Source organism: Streptomyces sp. NPDC088812 (assembly GCF_044750285.1).
In the GTDB taxonomy this organism is placed as follows: Bacteria; Actinomycetota; Actinomycetes; order Streptomycetales; family Streptomycetaceae; genus Streptomyces.
The window spans coordinates 155,505-171,465 of sequence record NZ_JBIVJP010000021.1; the positions used below are offsets into that span (position 1 = coordinate 155,505).

Consider the following 15,961-nt stretch of genomic DNA (forward strand, 5'->3'; position numbering starts at 1 on the left):
GCGGGACGGGCAAGCGCTTGGCTCAGGGAATGGACAGGACGGGCGTCTCGAACGGGTCGTGGTGGATGCGGTCGAGCGAGGTGCCGCCCAGCGTGAGCGCCTTCGTCGCGGCGACGACCATCCGGGCCGGGCCGCTGAGGTAGGCGTCGTGCTGGTACCACGGCCCGTACTCGGCCAGGACGTCCGGCAGCGACCCCCTGATCCCGGGGATGTACTCCTGGGACACGGCACCTCTGATGGACAGCCAGTGGTGCCGCTGGGCCATCCGCAGCATGTCGTCGACCCCGTACAGCTCGGCGCTGGTCCGGGCGCCGAGGAACAGGTCGACCTGGTGGTGCCCGCCGCGCCGGGCGACCTCTTCGACGAGCGCGCGGATGGGGGCGAGACCGGTGCCGCCGGCCACGAGGAGCAGGTCGCTGTGGGCGGCGGCGTCCAGCACCATGTCGCCGAGCGGGGGGCCCAGCCGGATCACGTCGCCCACCTGGGCCCGGTGCACCAGCGCGCCGCTGACGGAGCCGCCGGGCACCGCGCGCACGTGGAAGGTGAGGGTGCCGTCCTCACGGGGCGCGTTGGCGGGCGAGTAGGAGCGCCACAGCTTCGGCCACCAAGGGGTCTCGACACTCACGTACTGTCCGGCGGCGTACTCGTACCGCATGTGGGGGCGCACGGTGATCTCGACGATGCCGTGTCCCCGCGGGAGACGGTGGACGACCGTGGCGGGCCACACGGCGGGCCGAACCGCCTCGTCCTGCTGGGCAGCACTGATCATGACGCCGGCGACCGTGCCGTACGCCTTGGTCCAGGCGGCGGCGATCTCCGCGGTCCACGCGGGGCCGGCGTAGTGGGCCAGGGAGGCGAGGAGGCACTCGCCCACGGCCGGGTAGTGCGCGCTGAGCGTGCCGAACTTGCGGTGATCGCGTCCGAGGTGCCCGCAGAAGCGCACCAGGCTCTCAGGGGCGTCGACCAACTCCACGATGCGCAGCAGCGCGCGCAGCAGGCGGCCGCGCTGGGCGTCCATCGCCTGCGGGAACAGGGGACGGACCTCGGGATACCGGGCGAAGAGGATCGCGTAGAAGTAGACCGTCATCTCCGCGGCGAACGGCTCGACCACCGCGACGGAGGCACGTATGAGGGCCTGTTCGTGGGCCGACAGAGGTGGCTCGACGGCCTCGGGTTCCAGGAACTCGGGCTCCACGGCCTCGGGTTCCACGGCGTGTGCCGTGGGAGCGGGCGCCGAGTGCTCCGGAGACGGGGGCGCGGATGCGCTGCTCGAGCGGCTGAACCGGAATCTCAACGGGCCGGCGCTTCCCCGTCCGTCGTCCGGGATCTTCTCCCGTCGGCGGACCGCGGGGCGGCACCGCTCAGGGGGGCGCTTCTTCGCGGCGCGGCGATCGGGGTGTCTGCACAGGCGGGCATGAGTCCTCATCAGGAGCGGCGGCAGAGAAACGGATCAAACGGCTCCGGACGCTACATGACCGCACGGGTGACGCAGAAGTAACTGTGATCCCTTGCTGCGGTCCTGTCGGAGTGCCCCGACCGGACGGGGAGGCGAGGGCGATCCGGTCGGCCTGCTCAGACCGGGTTGAGTACGGGCGCTCATGTCCGGCGGGCCCTTGCGCGGCGAGCATCGGGGAAGCGGCGCGGTCGAACGGCGCCGGCCCGATCCAGCTGAGACAGTTGCGGAGAATCCCATGTCCCGACGTATTGCCCTGTCCGTGGCCGCCGGTGTCGTCGCCCTCGGCGGTGCCGGTGCCTTCGCCCTCGCCCACGCCGGGGAGCAGCCGCCGGCGCTGGCGGACAGTACCGTCCGCTACACCGCTCCCGACGGCGACCGCGCCGGCTCGTTGACCTTCGTCACCGACGTCACGGCGTCCTCCGGCGTCAAGACCGTGAAGGTGCTGGCATGGCCGGAGGGCTCGTCCCTCGCCGAGGAGGAGCTGACCGCCGAGGACATGGCCGCCGTGGAGTCGGCCGTCTGCAAGCCCTCCGGGGAGGACACCGCGCGCTGCACCTACACCGTCGAGGTCACCGCTTCCGACGCCGCGTCCTCCCCGAGCGGTCTCTGGCACGTCGCCGTCCTGGCCACCGCGCACGACGGCACCACGACCCTGGACACCGAGGCGGCCGACTTCACCGTCGGCTGACCCGGACCCGCCGCTGCGATCCGTGCCCCTGTGCCGCCGCGGCCCTGTGCCGCTGTGCCGCTGTGCCCCTGTGCGCACGGAATCGCTGGGAACCCTCCCGCGTTGAAGACGGTGTACAGGTGGATGCCGGTGGTGTGCGAGCCGAGCAGCCCGAACCGAGCTGACAGACATTGGAGGGGCCGTGATGGCGGCGCAGACGCAGAGGGCCGTGCTGGCCGGCGGATGCTTCTGGGGGATGGAGGAGCTGATCCGCCGACTCCCGGGCGTGACGGCGACCCGGGTCGGATACACGGGGGGTGACGTACCGAACGCGACGTACCGCGACCACGGCACGCACGCGGAGGCCATCGAGATCCTCTTCGACCCCGCGCAGACCGACTTCCGCGCGATCCTGGAGTTCTTCTTCCAGATCCACGACCCGAGCACCAAGAACCGCCAGGGCAACGACATCGGCCTCAGCTACCGCTCGGCGATCTACTACGTGGATGACGAGCAGAAGCGGATCGCCGAGGACACGATCGCGGATGTGGACGCCTCCGGACTGTGGCCCGGCAAGGTCGTCACCGAGGTGGAGCCCGTCGGCCCCTTCTGGGAGGCCGAGCCCGAGCACCAGGACTACCTTCAGCGTTACCCGAACGGCTACACCTGCCACTTCCCGCGCCCGGGATGGCGGCTGCCCGCCCGCGCGGAGGGCTGATCGCGAGACCGCGAGACCGCCCGGGCCGACCGCGAGACCGCCCGGGCTGACCGCGAGGCGGCCCGGCGGAACGTTCGCTCGCCGGGGCCGGGTGCGCTCGCCGTGGCCGGGTCGGCCGTACCCGGCCCGGCGGCAAGGTGAGCCCGGGTTTCTCCGCGAGCCAGTGAAGGTCGGCCGCGCCCGGTCGACGCCCGTGTCCGCCGGGCCTCGGTGCGGGAGGGACGCCGGCCGGAAGCGGGGCAGGGACGCCGGCCGTCGGGGTGGGCAGGGGCGTCGTCCCTCAGTGAGGCAGGGACGCAGGCCGACAATGGGGCAGGGACGCCGTGCCTCAGCGTGGCAGGGACGCCGGCCGTCGGGGTGGGGCAGGGACGCCGTGCCTCATTGGGGCAGGGACGCCGGGCTGCCGCCGTTCGCCTCGTAGCCGGCCACCGCCAGCGCCCGGTACACCGCGAACTCCGCCGCCGGGTCCGGGGACAGGGTCCAGGGCAGCGCGCCGACGTGGCCGTCGACGTGCACCAGCTGGTTCATGGCCTCCGCCCAGCGTTCGGCGCGCACCAGGAAGAAGACGAGGAGATGGCGCACGTGCGCCAGCATGGGGTCGTCGGGGCGGGCGGCGTGGACGGCGAAGAGCGCGCCGTGGACGGCCTTCGTCACCACCTCGCTCTGGTAGAAGCCCCTGACCAGGTTGACCTCGGGGAGGTGCTCGAACACCGCGAACAGGGGCATCGCCGCGAGCAGCGACCCCTGGGGCGCGCGGGCCGCCGCGGCCTCCGCGAAGGACATCGCCGTCTCGCGCGAGCCGTGCCACTTCTCACACCAGTAGTGCAGGGCCGCCAGATGCGCCCCCATGTGCGCCGGTGCCCGGTCCAGGATCCTGAGCCAGAGCTGCTCGAACTCCGCCTGCGAATAGCCCAGACCGCGGGCCACCGAGAGCTCCACGATGTACGGGACCGGGTCACCGGGGGCGAGCAGCGCCGCCTGGCCGCAGGCGTCCCTCGCCTCCTCCATGATGATCCGGAATTCGTCCGTGCCGGGCGTCGAGGTCCGCCACGCCTGCTGCACCAGGAACTCGGCGTGCACCGCCGCGCCGCCCGCGTCCTTGGGCGCCTCCGTGCGCCACACCCGCAGCCACTGCCCGCCCGGCAGGTCGCCGACCCCGCCGGGCCGCTGCTGGAGCTCCAGCGAGGCCGAGCCCGCGAAGGCCTGCACCCGCTGCCAGCGCAGCTCGCCCTCGGTCTCCGTACCCGCCAGCAACTGCTGCGCGGCGCGGTAGTCCTGGGTCCGCTGCACCACGTCGAGGACGTCCAGCAGGTCCTGGTCGGGGCCGGGCATGCGGACGTCCAGCTCCTCCGTCCGCGCGAAGCCGTAGTCCGCCGGGTCCGCGGCGTCCGGGTGACCGGCCGGAACCTGCTCGATCATGCCGCGCCTGCGCCGCAGGAACGGCAGCAGCACGAAGCCGAACATGACCAGCGCCATCAGGACCCAGAGAATCTCCATGTCTCAAGGGTTCCAGACGCCGCCGACAATTGGCCAACCCTCTACGCTCCGCGCCCGGCCGTCCCGCGTCCCCGCCTCCGGCGCACTACGCTCGGTGCCCATGAGCGACAGGCACATCAGTCAGCACTTCGAGACCCTCGCCATCCACGCGGGCAACACCGCCGACCCCCTGACCGGCGCGGTGGTCCCGCCGATCTACCAGGTGTCGACCTACAAGCAGGACGGCGTCGGCGGCCTGCGGGGCGGTTACGAGTACAGCCGCAGCGCCAACCCGACCAGGACCGCCCTGGAGGAGAACCTGGCAGCCCTGGAGGGCGGCGTCCGGGGCCTCGCGTTCGCGTCCGGACTGGCGGCCGAGGACTGCCTGCTGCGCACGCTGCTCGCCCCCGGGGACCACGTGGTCATCCCGAACGACGCGTACGGCGGCACGTTCCGGCTGTTCGCGAAGGTCGTCTCCCGGTGGGGCGTGGAGTGGTCGGTGGCCGACACCGCCGACCCGGCCGCCGTACGGGCCGCGATCACGCCGCGGACCAAGGTCGTCTGGGTGGAGACCCCCTCCAACCCGCTGCTCGGGATCACCGACATCGCCGCCGTCGCGCAGGTCGCCCGGGACGCGGGCGCCCGGCTCGTCGTCGACAACACCTTCGCCACCCCGTACCTGCAGCAGCCGCTGGCGCTCGGCGCCGACGTGGTCGTGCACTCGCTGACCAAGTACATGGGCGGCCACTCCGACGTCGTCGGCGGCGCGCTGATCGTGGGCGACCGCGACCTCGGGGAGGAGCTGGCGTACCACCAGAACGCGATGGGCGCGGTCGCCGGGCCCTTCGACTCCTGGCTGGTGCTGCGCGGCACCAAGACGCTGTCGGTGCGCATGGACCGGCACAGCGAGAACGCCGCGAAGGTCGCCGACATGCTGACCCGGCACGCGCGCGTGACGCGGGTGCTGTACCCGGGCTTGCCGGACCACCCCGGTCACGAGGTCGCCGCCAAGCAGATGCGGGCGTTCGGCGGCATGGTGTCGTTCCAGGTCGAGGGCGGCGAGGAGGCGGCCGTCGAGGTGTGCAACCGCGCCGAGGTGTTCACCCTCGGGGAGTCCCTGGGCGGCGTCGAGTCCCTGATCGAGCACCCCGGCCGGATGACGCACGCCTCGGCGGCGGGCTCGGCCCTGGAGGTCCCGGCCGACCTGGTGCGCCTCTCCGTCGGCATCGAGAACGTCGACGACCTCCTGGAGGACCTGCAGCAGGCCCTCGGCCGGCCCGTCTCCTAGTACGGCTCCCCGGCCTGGCGGGAGTCCGGCTCCCCGGTCCGACGGGCGCCCCCCGCGCGTGGACAGGCCGCCCCGGCGCGCGTGGGGGTCGGTCAGGACGTCTGCGAGGGCTCCGCTCCGGCGACGCCCTGGGAGGTCATCCGGGCGGAGAGCGCGCCGTTGAAGCGGGCGAGGAGGGTGCAGAACGCCTCGCGCTCCTCGGGCGCCCAGTCCTGCGTCAGCTCGGCCATCAGCTGACGCCGGGAGGAGCGCACCTCCTCCAGGCGCGACATCCCGCGCGGGGACAGCTGGAGCACCACGGCCCGCCCGTCCTCGGGGTGGGAGGTGCGCTTGACCAGGCCGGTGTCGACGAGCGGAGCCACCTGGCGGGTGACGGTGGAGGAGTCGATGCCCATGCTCGAAGCGAGCGCCTTGACGCCCATCGGCCCCTCCTTGTCGAGGCGGTTGAGCAGCAGGTACGCGGCGCGGTCCATGGAGTTGCGCACCTGCCCGACGCCGCCGAGCCGGGTCTGTTCGGCACGGCGTGCGAAGAGCGCCACCTCGTGCTGCAGCGTCTCGAGAAGACCGGTGTCACCGACGGTCGTCATGTCCATCGACATTTCAGGTGTTGTGGGCATGGCCGGGGGCTCACTTCATGAAGGGGTGCTGGGTTGGGGGACAGGGTACGCGGCCGGACGGCGGGCCGTACCGGCGCTGCCGAAACCGGTCTCGGTGGTTGGGCACGGCGGTCGTTCCCGCCCGTGAACTGCGATGCTGGTGCCATGAGCTACGGCACTGCTGCCCCCTTGCCGCCCGTCACCCTCGATGACGTGCGCGGCGCCCAGAAGATGCTCTCGGGCGTCGCGCGGATGACCGCGATGGAGGGCAGCAGGCACCTCTCCCAGCTCGTCGGGGCGCCGGTGCACTTCAAGTGCGAGAACCTCCAGCGGACGGGTTCGTTCAAGCTGCGCGGCGCGTACGTCCGGATCGCCGGGCTGCTGCCTGAGGAGCGGGCGGCCGGCGTGGTCGCGGCGAGCGCGGGCAACCACGCGCAGGGCGTGGCGCTGGCGTCCTCGCTGCTGGGGGTGGGCTCCACGGTGTTCATGCCGAAGGGCGCGCCGCTGCCGAAGATCAGCGCGACCCGCGAGTACGGCGCGGAGGTGCGGCTGCACGGCCAGGTGGTCGACGAGACGCTGGCCGCGGCGCAGGAGTACGCGGCCGGGACCGGCGCGGTGTTCATCCACCCCTTCGACCACCCGGACGTCATCGCGGGGCAGGGCACGGTGGGCCTGGAGATCCTGGAGCAGTGCCCGGAGGTGCGCACGATCGTCGTCGGGATCGGCGGCGGCGGTCTGGCGGCGGGCATCGCGGTCGCGGTGAAGGCGCTGCGGCCGGACGTGCGGATCGTCGGCGTGCAGGCGGCGGGGGCGGCCGCGTACCCGCCCTCGCTGGCGGCGGGGCGCCCGGTCGCGGTGGAGAACCCCGCGACGATGGCCGACGGCATCAGGGTCGGCCGGCCCGGCGACGTCCCGTTCGGCATCATCGGCGACCTGGTGGACGAGGTGCGCACGGTGACGGAGGACGAGTTGTCCGCCGCGCTGCTGCTGTGTCTGGAGCGGGCCAAGCTGGTCGTGGAGCCGGCCGGGGCGAGCCCGGTCGCGGCGCTGCTGAGCGAGCCCGGCGGCTTCGAGGGCCCGGTCGTCGCGGTGCTCTCGGGCGGCAACGTCGACCCGGTGCTGATGCAGCGGGTCCTGCGGCACGGCATGGCCGCCCAGGGCCGCTACCTCGCCGTACGGCTGAGGCTGACGGACCGGCCGGGCGCCCTGGCCACGCTGCTGGGAGTGCTGTCGGCGGTCGACGCCAACGTCCTCGACGTGAGCCACGTGCGGACCGACCCGCGGCTCGGGCTCACGGAGGCGGAGGTGGAGCTGCACCTGGAGACCAAGGGTCCGGCGCACTGCGCCGAGGTGGAGCAGTCCCTGCGCGAGGCCGGTTACCCGGTCATCGGCTGAGGCGGGCGGGTCAAGCGGCCGGCCCGGTCGGTCGTCACTCCCTCACCCGTTCGGGCAAGTTCGGGGAAATCCATTGAGAGACGCGATACATCGCGATACTGTGTGTCGCATGCCACCCATCGGGCGGAACGAACACCCCGAACCTAGTCTTTCCGAAGCATCCCCAATGACGTGGAGGCTCTTATGGCAGGTGCCATCTACGCCGAAGGACTGGTCAAGACCTTCGGCGACGTACGGGCCCTGGACGGCGTCGATCTCGACGTCCCGGAGGGCACCGTCCTCGGCCTGCTCGGGCCGAACGGCGCGGGCAAGACCACGGCGGTCCGCTGTCTGACCACCCTGCTGCGCCCCGACCGCGGCCGGGCGGTGGTCGCCGGTGTCGACGTGCTGAAGAACCCCGACGAGGTCCGGCGCTCCATCGGCCTGTCCGGCCAGTTCGCCGCCGTCGACGAGTACCTGACCGGCCGGGAGAACCTCCGGATGGTCGGGCAGCTCTACCAGATGAAGGCCGCGGCGGCGAAGGCCCGGGCCGCCGAACTGCTCGACCGGTTCGACCTCGCGGACGCCGCCGACCGCCCCGCGAAGACCTACTCGGGAGGCATGCGCCGCCGGCTCGACCTGGCCGCCGCCCTGGTCGTCTCGCCGCCCGTGATGTTCATGGACGAGCCGACGACCGGGCTCGACCCGCGCAACCGGCAGCTCCTGTGGGAGGTGATCAAGGGCCTGGTCTCCGGCGGCACGACCCTGCTGCTGACCACGCAGTACCTGGAGGAGGCCGATCACCTCGCGCACGACATCGCGGTCGTCGACCATGGCCGGGTCATCGCCCGCGGCACCTCCGACCAGCTCAAGGCCCGCACCGGCGGCGAGCGCGTCGAGGTCGTGGTGCACGAACGCGAGCACATCGCGACCGCCGCCGAGGTCCTGGCGGGCTTCGGCAAGGGGCGCACCACGGTCGAGGAGCACACCCGCAAGCTCACCGTGCCCGTCACGGGCGGCGCGAAGCTCCTCGCCGAGGTCATCCGCGAGCTGGACACCCGCGGCATCGAGATCGACGACATCGGCCTGCGCCGCCCCACGCTGGACGACGTCTTCCTGTCCCTGACGGGCCATGCGGCCGAGGCCGGGAGCGACGCACACGACGAGAGCGGCAAGGAGGCCGTCACATGAGCGCCGTCACCGACACCGTCCGCGGCACGGCCCCCGCCCGCCCGTTCGGGCAGGCGGTCCGGGACTCCCTGGTCATTGCAAAACGCAACTTGATCAGGATGTCACGGATTCCCGAAATGGTGATTTTCGGGCTGATTCAGCCCGTCATGTTCGTGGTGCTGTTCACGTACGTCTTCGGCGGATCGATGCGGGTCGGCGGCAGCACCAGCGCCGCCGACTACACCAACTTCCTGATGGCGGGGATCTTCGCCCAGACGGTCACGTTCGCCACCGCCGGAGCCGGCGCGGGCATCGCCGACGACATGCACAAGGGCCTCATCGACCGTTTCCGCTCCCTGCCCATGGCCCGCGGCGCGGTGCTCACCGGCCGCACCCTCGCCGACCTCGTCCAGACCGCCCTGACCCTGCTCGTCCTCGCCGTCGTCGCCGTTCTGGTCGGCTGGCGCGTCGGCTCCGACGGCGACACCGACGCCGGCCGGGTCCTGGCCGCCTTCGGTCTGCTGCTCCTCCTCGGCTACGCGTTCACCTGGATCGGCGCACTGATCGGCCTGTCCGTGCGCACCCCCGAGGCGGCCACCTCGGGCGGACTGATCTGGCTCTTCCCGGTCACCTTCATCTCGAACGCCTTCGTGGACACCGGCAACATGACGCCCTGGCTGCGCCACATTGCCGAGTGGAACCCCTTCAGTGCCACCGTCCAGGCCTGCCGCGTCCTCTTCGCCAACCCCGGACAGTCGACGTCCGACGCCTGGCCCATGCAGCACCCGGTCTGGGCCTCACTGATCTACTCGGTGCTGATCGTGCTGATATTCCGCACGCTCGCGGTCCGCAAGTACCGCTCGGCCACGGCGTGACGCCGCCCGGACGGCCCGCGGGCACCCGCGCGGCACGACGAGGTCCCCGCACGGCATGACGAGACCCCCGGTGCCGCGCGGGGGCGCCGGGGGTCTCGTCGGGACCGGGAGGCGGTCCGTCAGCCGTTGTAGGGCTCGGCCTTGAGGATGCGCACGGAGGCCTTCCTGCCGTTCGGCAGTTCGTACTCCGCGTCCTCGCCGACCTTGTGGCCGATCACGCCGGCGCCCAGCGGCGACTGCGGCGAGTAGGTCTCGATGTCGGAGCTGGCGTACTCGCGCGAGGCCAGCAGGAAGGTCAGGGTGTCGTCCTCGTCACCGTCGAAGGCGATCGTGACGACCATGCCGGGCGCGACCGCGCCGTCGGCGGACGCGGGCGCCTCGCCGACCTTCGCGTTCTCCAGGAGCTGGGTCAGCTGGCGCACACGGAGCTCCTGCTTGCCCTGCTCCTCCTTGGCCGCGTGGTACCCGCCGTTCTCGCGCAGGTCGCCCTCCTCACGCGCAGCCGCGATCTTGGCAGCGATCTCGGTGCGCGCAGGACCAGTAAGGTACGCAAGCTCATCCTTGAGCTTGTTGTACGCCTCCTGGGTCAGCCAGGTGACGTTCTCGCTGGTCTGGGTCACAGGGTGCTCCTCGTCGGTACTGGGAATACAAAGCATCGCCCTACCCGGAAGCATGTTCCTCCAGGGATGGGCGAAACCACGAGCCTAACAATTCAGTGGCCCAAGGGGGAGGACATAAGCCATCAGAATTACGTCAACGCAGGTCAGCGCGTATGTATTCCAGGCGGACGGGCTGCGGTGTCAGTCGGCGTGACAGCCGAGCAGCTCCGCCGACGTGGCCTTGGCCGTCGTACGGAGCGTGACCACCTTGTCGATCCGCGTGTCGGGGCCGGAGAAGCGGAAGTCCGCGCGGCCCACCTCGGCGCCGCTCTCCGCCTGCGAGCGGACCGTGCAGTAGCCGCTCGACCCCGCGTCCTTGCGGACCTCCAGGTGCACCTTCACCGCGTCGTCCGCGATGGAGAAGGCGATCAGCTCGCCGCTGATCTCGTTCTTGGCGACGTAGTGGTAGCCGAAGAGGCCGATCACGCCGAGGAGGACCGCGCCCAGGGCGGCGCCGACGAGCTTGAGCGTGCGGTCGGTGCGCTCGTCCGAGGAGCGGCCGTAGCGGCCCTCGGGCGTGCGCGTGCTCGCCGTACTCATGAACGTCCTCCCGAGGGACTCGACAGGGGTGGGACGAAGGCCCCGAAAGGGCTTCCGAAGCCCGGCTCCGGAATTATTGGCCCTCCGATTCGGTCACTATAGAAGCCGCCGATCGCACCCCTGCTCACGGGGGCGCCGACTTACCGAGGATTGAGTCTTGACTGACCAGCTGCGACTGATGGCCGTCCACGCGCACCCCGACGACGAGTCGAGCAAGGGCGCGGCGACCATGGCGAAGTACGTGTCCGAGGGGGTGGACGTGCTGGTCGTGACCTGCACGGGCGGGGAACGCGGCTCCATCCTCAACCCCAAGCTGCAGGGCGACACGTACATCGAGGAGCACATCCACGAGGTGCGCAAGAAGGAGATGGACGAGGCCCGCGAGATCCTCGGGGTCGAGCAGGAGTGGCTCGGCTTCGTCGACTCCGGTCTGCCCGAGGGCGACCCGCTGCCGCCGCTGCCCGAGGGCTGCTTCGCCCTGGAGGACGTCGACGAGGCGGCGGGCGAGCTGGTGAAGCAGATCCGCTCCTTCCGTCCCCAGGTGATCACCACCTACGACGAGAACGGCGGATACCCGCATCCCGACCACATCATGACCCACAAGATCTCGATGGTCGCCTTCGCCGGCGCGGACGACACCGTCAAGTACCCGGAGGCCGAGTTCGGGCCGGCGTACCGGCCGCTGAAGCTGTACTACAACCAGGGCTTCAACCGTCCGCGCACCGAGGCGCTGCACCAGGCGATGCTGGACCGGGGCCTGGAGTCCCCCTACGGGGAGTGGCTCAAGCGCTGGGACGAGTCCGGGCACAAGGACCGGACACTGACCACGCACGTGCCGTGCGCCGACTTCTACGAAATCCGCGACAAGGCGCTGATCGCCCACGCCACGCAGATCGACCCCGACGGCGGGTGGTTCCGGGTGCCGCTGGACGTCCAGAAGGAGGTCTGGCCCACCGAGGAGTACGAGCTCGCGAAGTCGCGGGTCGACGTCTCCCTCCCCGAGGACGACCTCTTCGCGGGCATCCGCGACAATGCCTGATATGAGCGCAAGCGTGAGCCTCGCAGTGACGCAGTTCGCCACCCTCGCGAAGGAGGTGGACGAGGACAAGGTCACCCCGGGTGTCCTCGGCTTCATCGTCTTCGCGGTGATGGCACTGGCCGTGTGGGGGCTGATGAAGTCCATGAACCGGCACATGGGCAAGGTCGACTTCCCGGAGACCCCGGAGGACGCCTCCGACCGGGACGCCTCCGGCCAGGACACCACCGGCAAGGTCACCCCGGCGAAGGGCTGATCCCGGCCGCCGGAGCCGACACGCACCGGGCGGCCCGGCCCCGGCCGCCCGGGGACGCGCGGACGCGCATACGCGCGGCGCGATCACCTGGCGGATCGAGCGCGTCTCCCCCACCGCGGGTGTGCGGAGGCGCCTGGACGCGGGGTGCGGCCCGATCGCGGCGCGCGCGGCCGGGCCGTGGTCCGGCCGTGGTGCCGGGCGTGGTCCGGCCGTGGTGCCGGGCGTGGTCCGGCTACGGTGCCGGGCGTGGTCCGGCCGTGGTGCCGGGCGTGGTCCGGCTACGGTGCCGGGCGTGGTCCGGCCGTGGTGCCGGGCGTGGTCAGGCCGCGGTGCCCGGCGTGGCCCGGTGCGAGGTGCGGTCCGGTGCGTCCGGTGCCGGTCGGCGCGGGACACCACGGTGCGGGTGCCTCTCAGCCCTCGCCGTCCCGCACCGCCGTCCCGCACCGCCGTCCCGCACCGCCGATCCTCCCCGCTCTCTCCGCCCGTACCGCGCCCACCGCGCCCTTCGGTCGTCGCGCCCCCACCGTGGGCCCCTCAGCCCTCGCCGTCCCGCACCGCCACCCCCATGACCTCCCGCGCGTGTCTGCCCGGCACCATTCCCAGACGCCACGCCTGCCAGCCGGACTCCGGGCGGACACCGCGGTCCAGCAGCAGGCCGTAGGCGTCCGCCGCCTCGGTGAGCCGGGGGTCGCGCAGCGGATGGGCCGCCGCGGACAGGCGGGCCAGTTCCTCCCGGGCCGCCGCGGTGCCGGACGCGACGCCGCCGGGGGCCGTGTACGGGAGCAGCGTGCAGCGCAGGAAGCGGGCCCAGTCCTCGCCGCGGCGGTCGCCGTAGGAGGCGAAGAGCGCCGCCGCCTCGTCGCAGAGCGCCAGGGCCTGACCGGTGCGGGCGTTGCCCGCGTCGACGATCGCGAGCTCCAGGCAGGACCAGGCCTCGCCGTGGGCGACACCGATGCGCTGGAAGTCGGCGCGGGCGTCCATGAGGAGCTGGCGGGCGAAGCCCGAGTTCCGCAGCGAGCCGGTCTGGGCCGCCCGCTGGTCGCGGGTGACACGGGCCGAGTGATGGCGGGCACAGGCCAGGCCGTAGACGTCGCGCAGGCGGGAGAGCAGGGAGCGGGAGCGTTCCAGTTCACGGACCGCCTGGTCGAGGTCGCCCGCCTCCTCCAGCGCGAGCCCCAGGTAGTAGACCGTCCAGGCCTCGCCCCGCGCGTCCTCGTTGTCGCGGTGCCGGGCCGCGGCGGCGCGCAGGCCGTCCACCGCCCGGGACGGGTCGCCGGCGATCAGCCGGGCGCGGGCCAGCTGGGTCAGCGCCCAGGCGGCGCCGCGGCCGTCGCGGGTACGGCCGTACAGGCCGAGGGCGCGGCGCAGCTCGGTCTCCGCGCCGGCGACGTCGCCGCGGCGCAGGTTCAGCTGGCCGAGCTGGTAGTGGGCCCACGCCTCGCCGTGCACCGAGCCGCCCTCGCGGTGCAGCACCAGGGAACGGGTGAGCAGGTCGAGGGCCTCCGCCGGCCGGGCCCGGTCCCGTTCCACCGCGGCCAGCGCGTGCAGGGTCCACGCCCGGTCCGTCGCCAGTTCCGGTGCCGCCTGGAGATCCAGGGCCTCCCGCAGTCGCGCCGCCGCCTCCGTGAGGTTGCCCTGGTGGTGCAGGGTGATGCCCAGCGAGCACAGGGCGCGGGCCGCGCCCGCGTCGTGGTGGGCCTGGAGGTAGAGGTCCACCACGGAGCTGAGCGTCGTGCGGGCCTTGTCGAGCTCGCCCAGCTGGCGGGCCGCGATGCCGGTGCGCCACCGCACGGAGCGCACCAGCGGGTCCTGGCCGGCCGACTGCGCCAGCTCGCTGATCTCGCCGAGGCGGTAGAGGTCGCCGCGCAGCAGGCAGTGGTCGCAGAGCGCGCCCAGCAGGCTCAGCACGGCCGCCTGGTCGACGCCCTCCGCGTGCCGCAGGGTCGCCGTGATGGAGCCCGACTCGTCGTCCAGCCAGCGCAGCGCCTCCTCCAGGGAGGTGAAGCCGTGCGGGGTGAAGCGGTCCGAGCGGGTCGAGATGTTGCCGTCGACCAGGCGCAGCACCGCGTCCGCGAGCTCGGCGTAGCTGACGATCAGGCGTTCCTGGGCCTTGGCGCGGTCGGCCGGCTGCTCCTCGTCGGCCAGGCGGGCCTCGGCGAAGGCGCGGACCAGGTCGTGCAGGCGGTAGCGGTCGCCGCGCACCGGGGCGACCAGGCCCGCCCGCGCGAGCGCCGCGAGATGCCGGGCGGCCTCCGTGCGGTCGGTGCCCAGGAGGGCCGCCGCGGCGGCCGCGCCGAACGTGGCCCGGCCCACCGGCGCCAGCCGCCGCAGCAGCCGCCGGGTCGCCTCCGGCTGGTCGGTGTAGCGCAGCCGCAGCGCGCGCTCGACCGGGTCCACCGGGCCGTGCGCCTCCAGGTCCGCCGCCAGCCGGCGCGGGGAGCGTGGGCCGAGCGAGGAGCCGGCGATCCGCAGCGCCAGCGGCAGTCCGCCGCACAGCTCGCGGATGCGGTCGGCGGACTCGGCGTCGTACGGATCCGAGGCGTCCTGCGCGGCCGCGCCGAGCAGTTCGTCCGTGCCGGCCGCGTCCAGGGGCGCGACGGGCAGCTCGTGCACCCGGGCGGGCAGGCCGGGCGGCAGGGCCAGCGGGGCCCGCGCGGTGACCAGGACGAGGCTGTCGGAGCGCTCCGGGACGAGCGCGCGGACCTGGTCCGGGTCGGCGGCGTTCGCCAGGACCACCGTCACCGGCAGGCCCGTCAGACGCTGCTGGTACAGCTCGCCCAGCCGCTCCACCTGCTGCTCCGGCGAGGAACGCTCCCGGAAGAGCAACTGCTCGCGCGGTGCGCCGAGCCGGTTCAGCAGGTGCAGCAGCGCGTCCCGGGTGGACAGCGGTGCCTCCGCCGCGCCGTCGCCGCGCAGATCCACCACGCACGCGCCCCGGAACCGGTCCCGCAGGTCGTGCGCGGCCCGGAGCGCGAGGGTGCCGCGGCCGCTGCCGGGCGGGCCGTGCAGGACGACCACGGTCGGCCGGGTCCCGGTGGCGGCCCGGTCCGCCTGCACCCACTGCTGGATCCGCTCCAGTTCCGCCCGGCGTCCCGCGAACGGTGAGACGGGCTCGGGCAGTTGGGCGTACGACTGCTCCAGCACCGTCCGCCCGCGCGCCGCCGCGCTCTTGTCCGCGCCGCGCAGCCGCGGGCCCGGCTTCCCGGAGGCGGGACCGCGGGAGACCAGCCCTGAGCCCGGCCCTGAGCCCGGCCCTGAGCCCGGCCGCCTCGGGCCCGTCGTCGGGCCCAGGACCCGTTGCCGGTCCAGGAACGGACGGATGCCGCGCTCCTCCAGCGTCGTCAGCCACCGCTGCCGCAGCTGCTCCGGGTCACCGGCCCGGCCGGCCTCGTCCGCGGGGCGGCGGGCCTCGTCCGCGGGGCGGCGGGGCGCCGGCAGCGGGGTTCCGGCGGCCTTCACGACGGTCGTCGCCGCGCCGACGACGCCGACGGCCACGCCGGCCCCCAGCGCCGTCCCCGCACCCGTGCCCAGCGCCAGGTCGGCGACGGCGGTCGTCACGGCCGCGACGCCCGCCACCAGCAGGGGGAGCCCGCCACCGCCCTCCCGCGCGTACCGCTGTGCGAGGGCGAGCCGCCCGGAGCGGGTCTCCGCGTCGGCCCGCGCGTACGCCGCGTACTCCTCGGCGGCGGTCTGCAGAATCGTTTCGAGCGCGCCGCGCGCCCGTGTCGTCAGCACCTGCCGGTCGGTACGGCCGCCCGTGCGCCGCACCTCCTCCTCCACGGCCCGGGCCAACAGCTCCTCGGCTTCCGCCCGATGGCGGTCCCGCATGTCGTCCCCCTCCGACGGCCAC

General features: G+C 73.2%; 14 protein-coding genes. 8 read left to right on the top strand and 6 right to left on the bottom strand.

Translation table 11 applies throughout. The features are described 5' to 3' along the window. Positions 1–22 precede the first annotated feature (22 nt). Positions 23–1,210, bottom strand: coding sequence for a globin domain-containing protein (locus ACIP67_RS32030; RefSeq protein ID WP_401696410.1), 1,188 nt, complete (start codon positions 1,208–1,210; stop codon positions 23–25). Positions 1,211–1,691: 481 nt separating this feature from the next. Between ACIP67_RS32030 and ACIP67_RS32035 the strand changes: the two genes are divergently transcribed. Next, positions 1,692–2,144, top strand: coding sequence for a DUF5707 domain-containing protein (locus ACIP67_RS32035; protein WP_401696411.1), 453 nt, complete (start codon positions 1,692–1,694; stop codon positions 2,142–2,144). A 184-nt stretch (positions 2,145–2,328) separates the two neighbouring features. Further along, positions 2,329–2,841, top strand: coding sequence for a peptide-methionine (S)-S-oxide reductase MsrA (gene msrA / locus ACIP67_RS32040; protein ID WP_401696412.1), 513 nt, complete (start codon positions 2,329–2,331; stop codon positions 2,839–2,841). Between the two features lie 378 nt (positions 2,842–3,219). Here the strand turns inward: msrA and ACIP67_RS32045 are convergent, their stop codons facing one another. Beyond that, positions 3,220–4,338 carry a hypothetical protein gene (locus ACIP67_RS32045; protein WP_401696413.1) on the bottom strand — a complete coding sequence of 373 codons (1,119 nt, stop codon included), beginning with the start codon at positions 4,336–4,338 and terminating at the stop codon, positions 3,220–3,222. A gap of 100 nt (positions 4,339–4,438) precedes the next feature. Here ACIP67_RS32045 and ACIP67_RS32050 point away from each other — a divergent pair, with 100 nt between their 5' ends. Then, positions 4,439–5,605, top strand: coding sequence for a cystathionine gamma-synthase (locus ACIP67_RS32050; protein ID WP_401696414.1), 1,167 nt, complete (start codon positions 4,439–4,441; stop codon positions 5,603–5,605). 92 nt (positions 5,606–5,697) lie between these two features. Here the strand turns inward: ACIP67_RS32050 and ACIP67_RS32055 are convergent, their stop codons facing one another. After that, entirely contained in the window at positions 5,698–6,204 is a 507-nt protein-coding gene (locus tag ACIP67_RS32055; protein WP_389514392.1) for a MarR family winged helix-turn-helix transcriptional regulator, read from the bottom strand. A gap of 162 nt (positions 6,205–6,366) precedes the next feature. Here ACIP67_RS32055 and ilvA point away from each other — a divergent pair, with 162 nt between their 5' ends. The 3 genes from ilvA to ACIP67_RS32070 all read left to right on the top strand — a co-directional run bounded on the left by ilvA (position 6,367) and on the right by ACIP67_RS32070 (position 9,620). Next, complete coding sequence (gene ilvA / locus ACIP67_RS32060; protein WP_401696415.1) at positions 6,367–7,596, top strand: threonine ammonia-lyase; 1,230 nt, start codon at positions 6,367–6,369, stop codon at positions 7,594–7,596. Between the two features lie 183 nt (positions 7,597–7,779). Then, positions 7,780–8,766 (top strand): ATP-binding cassette domain-containing protein, encoded by a 987-nt coding sequence (locus tag ACIP67_RS32065; RefSeq protein ID WP_401696416.1) that lies wholly within the window; start codon positions 7,780–7,782, stop codon positions 8,764–8,766. Next, a complete protein-coding gene (locus ACIP67_RS32070) occupies positions 8,763–9,620 on the top strand; it encodes an ABC transporter permease (protein WP_401696417.1) in 858 nt (285 codons plus the stop codon). Before ACIP67_RS32065 ends, ACIP67_RS32070 begins: the two co-directional genes overlap by 4 nt. A 119-nt stretch (positions 9,621–9,739) precedes the next feature. Here ACIP67_RS32070 and greA read toward each other — a convergent pair whose 3' ends face one another. Next, a complete protein-coding gene (gene greA / locus ACIP67_RS32075; protein WP_401696418.1) occupies positions 9,740–10,240 on the bottom strand; it encodes a transcription elongation factor GreA in 501 nt (166 codons plus the stop codon). A gap of 180 nt (positions 10,241–10,420) precedes the next feature. Continuing rightward, complete coding sequence (locus tag ACIP67_RS32080; protein ID WP_401696420.1) at positions 10,421–10,819, bottom strand: DUF4307 domain-containing protein; 399 nt, start codon at positions 10,817–10,819, stop codon at positions 10,421–10,423. A 178-nt stretch (positions 10,820–10,997) separates the two neighbouring features. On the opposite strand from ACIP67_RS32080, the gene mca reads away from it, so the two are divergent. Both mca and ACIP67_RS32090 read left to right on the top strand, forming a co-directional pair. After that, positions 10,998–11,858, top strand: coding sequence for a mycothiol conjugate amidase Mca (mca, locus tag ACIP67_RS32085; protein ID WP_401696470.1), 861 nt, complete (start codon positions 10,998–11,000; stop codon positions 11,856–11,858). After that, positions 11,851–12,111 (top strand): hypothetical protein, encoded by a 261-nt coding sequence (locus ACIP67_RS32090; protein WP_401696422.1) that lies wholly within the window; start codon positions 11,851–11,853, stop codon positions 12,109–12,111. The genes mca and ACIP67_RS32090 overlap by 8 nt, the downstream gene beginning before the upstream one ends. Before the next feature lie 534 nt (positions 12,112–12,645). On the opposite strand, the gene ACIP67_RS32095 is transcribed toward ACIP67_RS32090, so the two are convergent. Beyond that, positions 12,646–15,939, bottom strand: coding sequence for a tetratricopeptide repeat protein (locus ACIP67_RS32095; protein ID WP_401696423.1), 3,294 nt, complete (start codon positions 15,937–15,939; stop codon positions 12,646–12,648). Between the last annotated feature and the right edge of the window lie 22 nt (positions 15,940–15,961).

Excerpts from the sequence above, each read along its gene's own strand:
- msrA (WP_401696412.1), top strand. The coding sequence starts at position 2,329 with ATGGCGGCGCAGACGCAGAGGGCCGTGCTGGCCGGCGGATGCTTCTGG.
- ACIP67_RS32055 (WP_389514392.1), bottom strand. The coding sequence starts at position 6,204 with ATGTCGATGGACATGACGACCGTCGGTGACACCGGTCTTCTCGAGACG.
- mca (WP_401696470.1), top strand. The coding sequence starts at position 10,998 with ATGGCCGTCCACGCGCACCCCGACGACGAGTCGAGCAAGGGCGCGGCG.
- ACIP67_RS32080 (WP_401696420.1), bottom strand. The coding sequence starts at position 10,819 with ATGAGTACGGCGAGCACGCGCACGCCCGAGGGCCGCTACGGCCGCTCC.
- ACIP67_RS32045 (WP_401696413.1), bottom strand. The coding sequence starts at position 4,338 with ATGGAGATTCTCTGGGTCCTGATGGCGCTGGTCATGTTCGGCTTCGTG.
- ACIP67_RS32035 (WP_401696411.1), top strand. The coding sequence starts at position 1,692 with ATGTCCCGACGTATTGCCCTGTCCGTGGCCGCCGGTGTCGTCGCCCTC.
- ACIP67_RS32095 (WP_401696423.1), bottom strand. The coding sequence starts at position 15,939 with ATGCGGGACCGCCATCGGGCGGAAGCCGAGGAGCTGTTGGCCCGGGCC.
- ACIP67_RS32070 (WP_401696417.1), top strand. The coding sequence starts at position 8,763 with ATGAGCGCCGTCACCGACACCGTCCGCGGCACGGCCCCCGCCCGCCCG.
- ACIP67_RS32090 (WP_401696422.1), top strand. The coding sequence starts at position 11,851 with ATGCCTGATATGAGCGCAAGCGTGAGCCTCGCAGTGACGCAGTTCGCC.
- ACIP67_RS32065 (WP_401696416.1), top strand. The coding sequence starts at position 7,780 with ATGGCAGGTGCCATCTACGCCGAAGGACTGGTCAAGACCTTCGGCGAC.
- ACIP67_RS32050 (WP_401696414.1), top strand. The coding sequence starts at position 4,439 with ATGAGCGACAGGCACATCAGTCAGCACTTCGAGACCCTCGCCATCCAC.
- ilvA (WP_401696415.1), top strand. The coding sequence starts at position 6,367 with ATGAGCTACGGCACTGCTGCCCCCTTGCCGCCCGTCACCCTCGATGAC.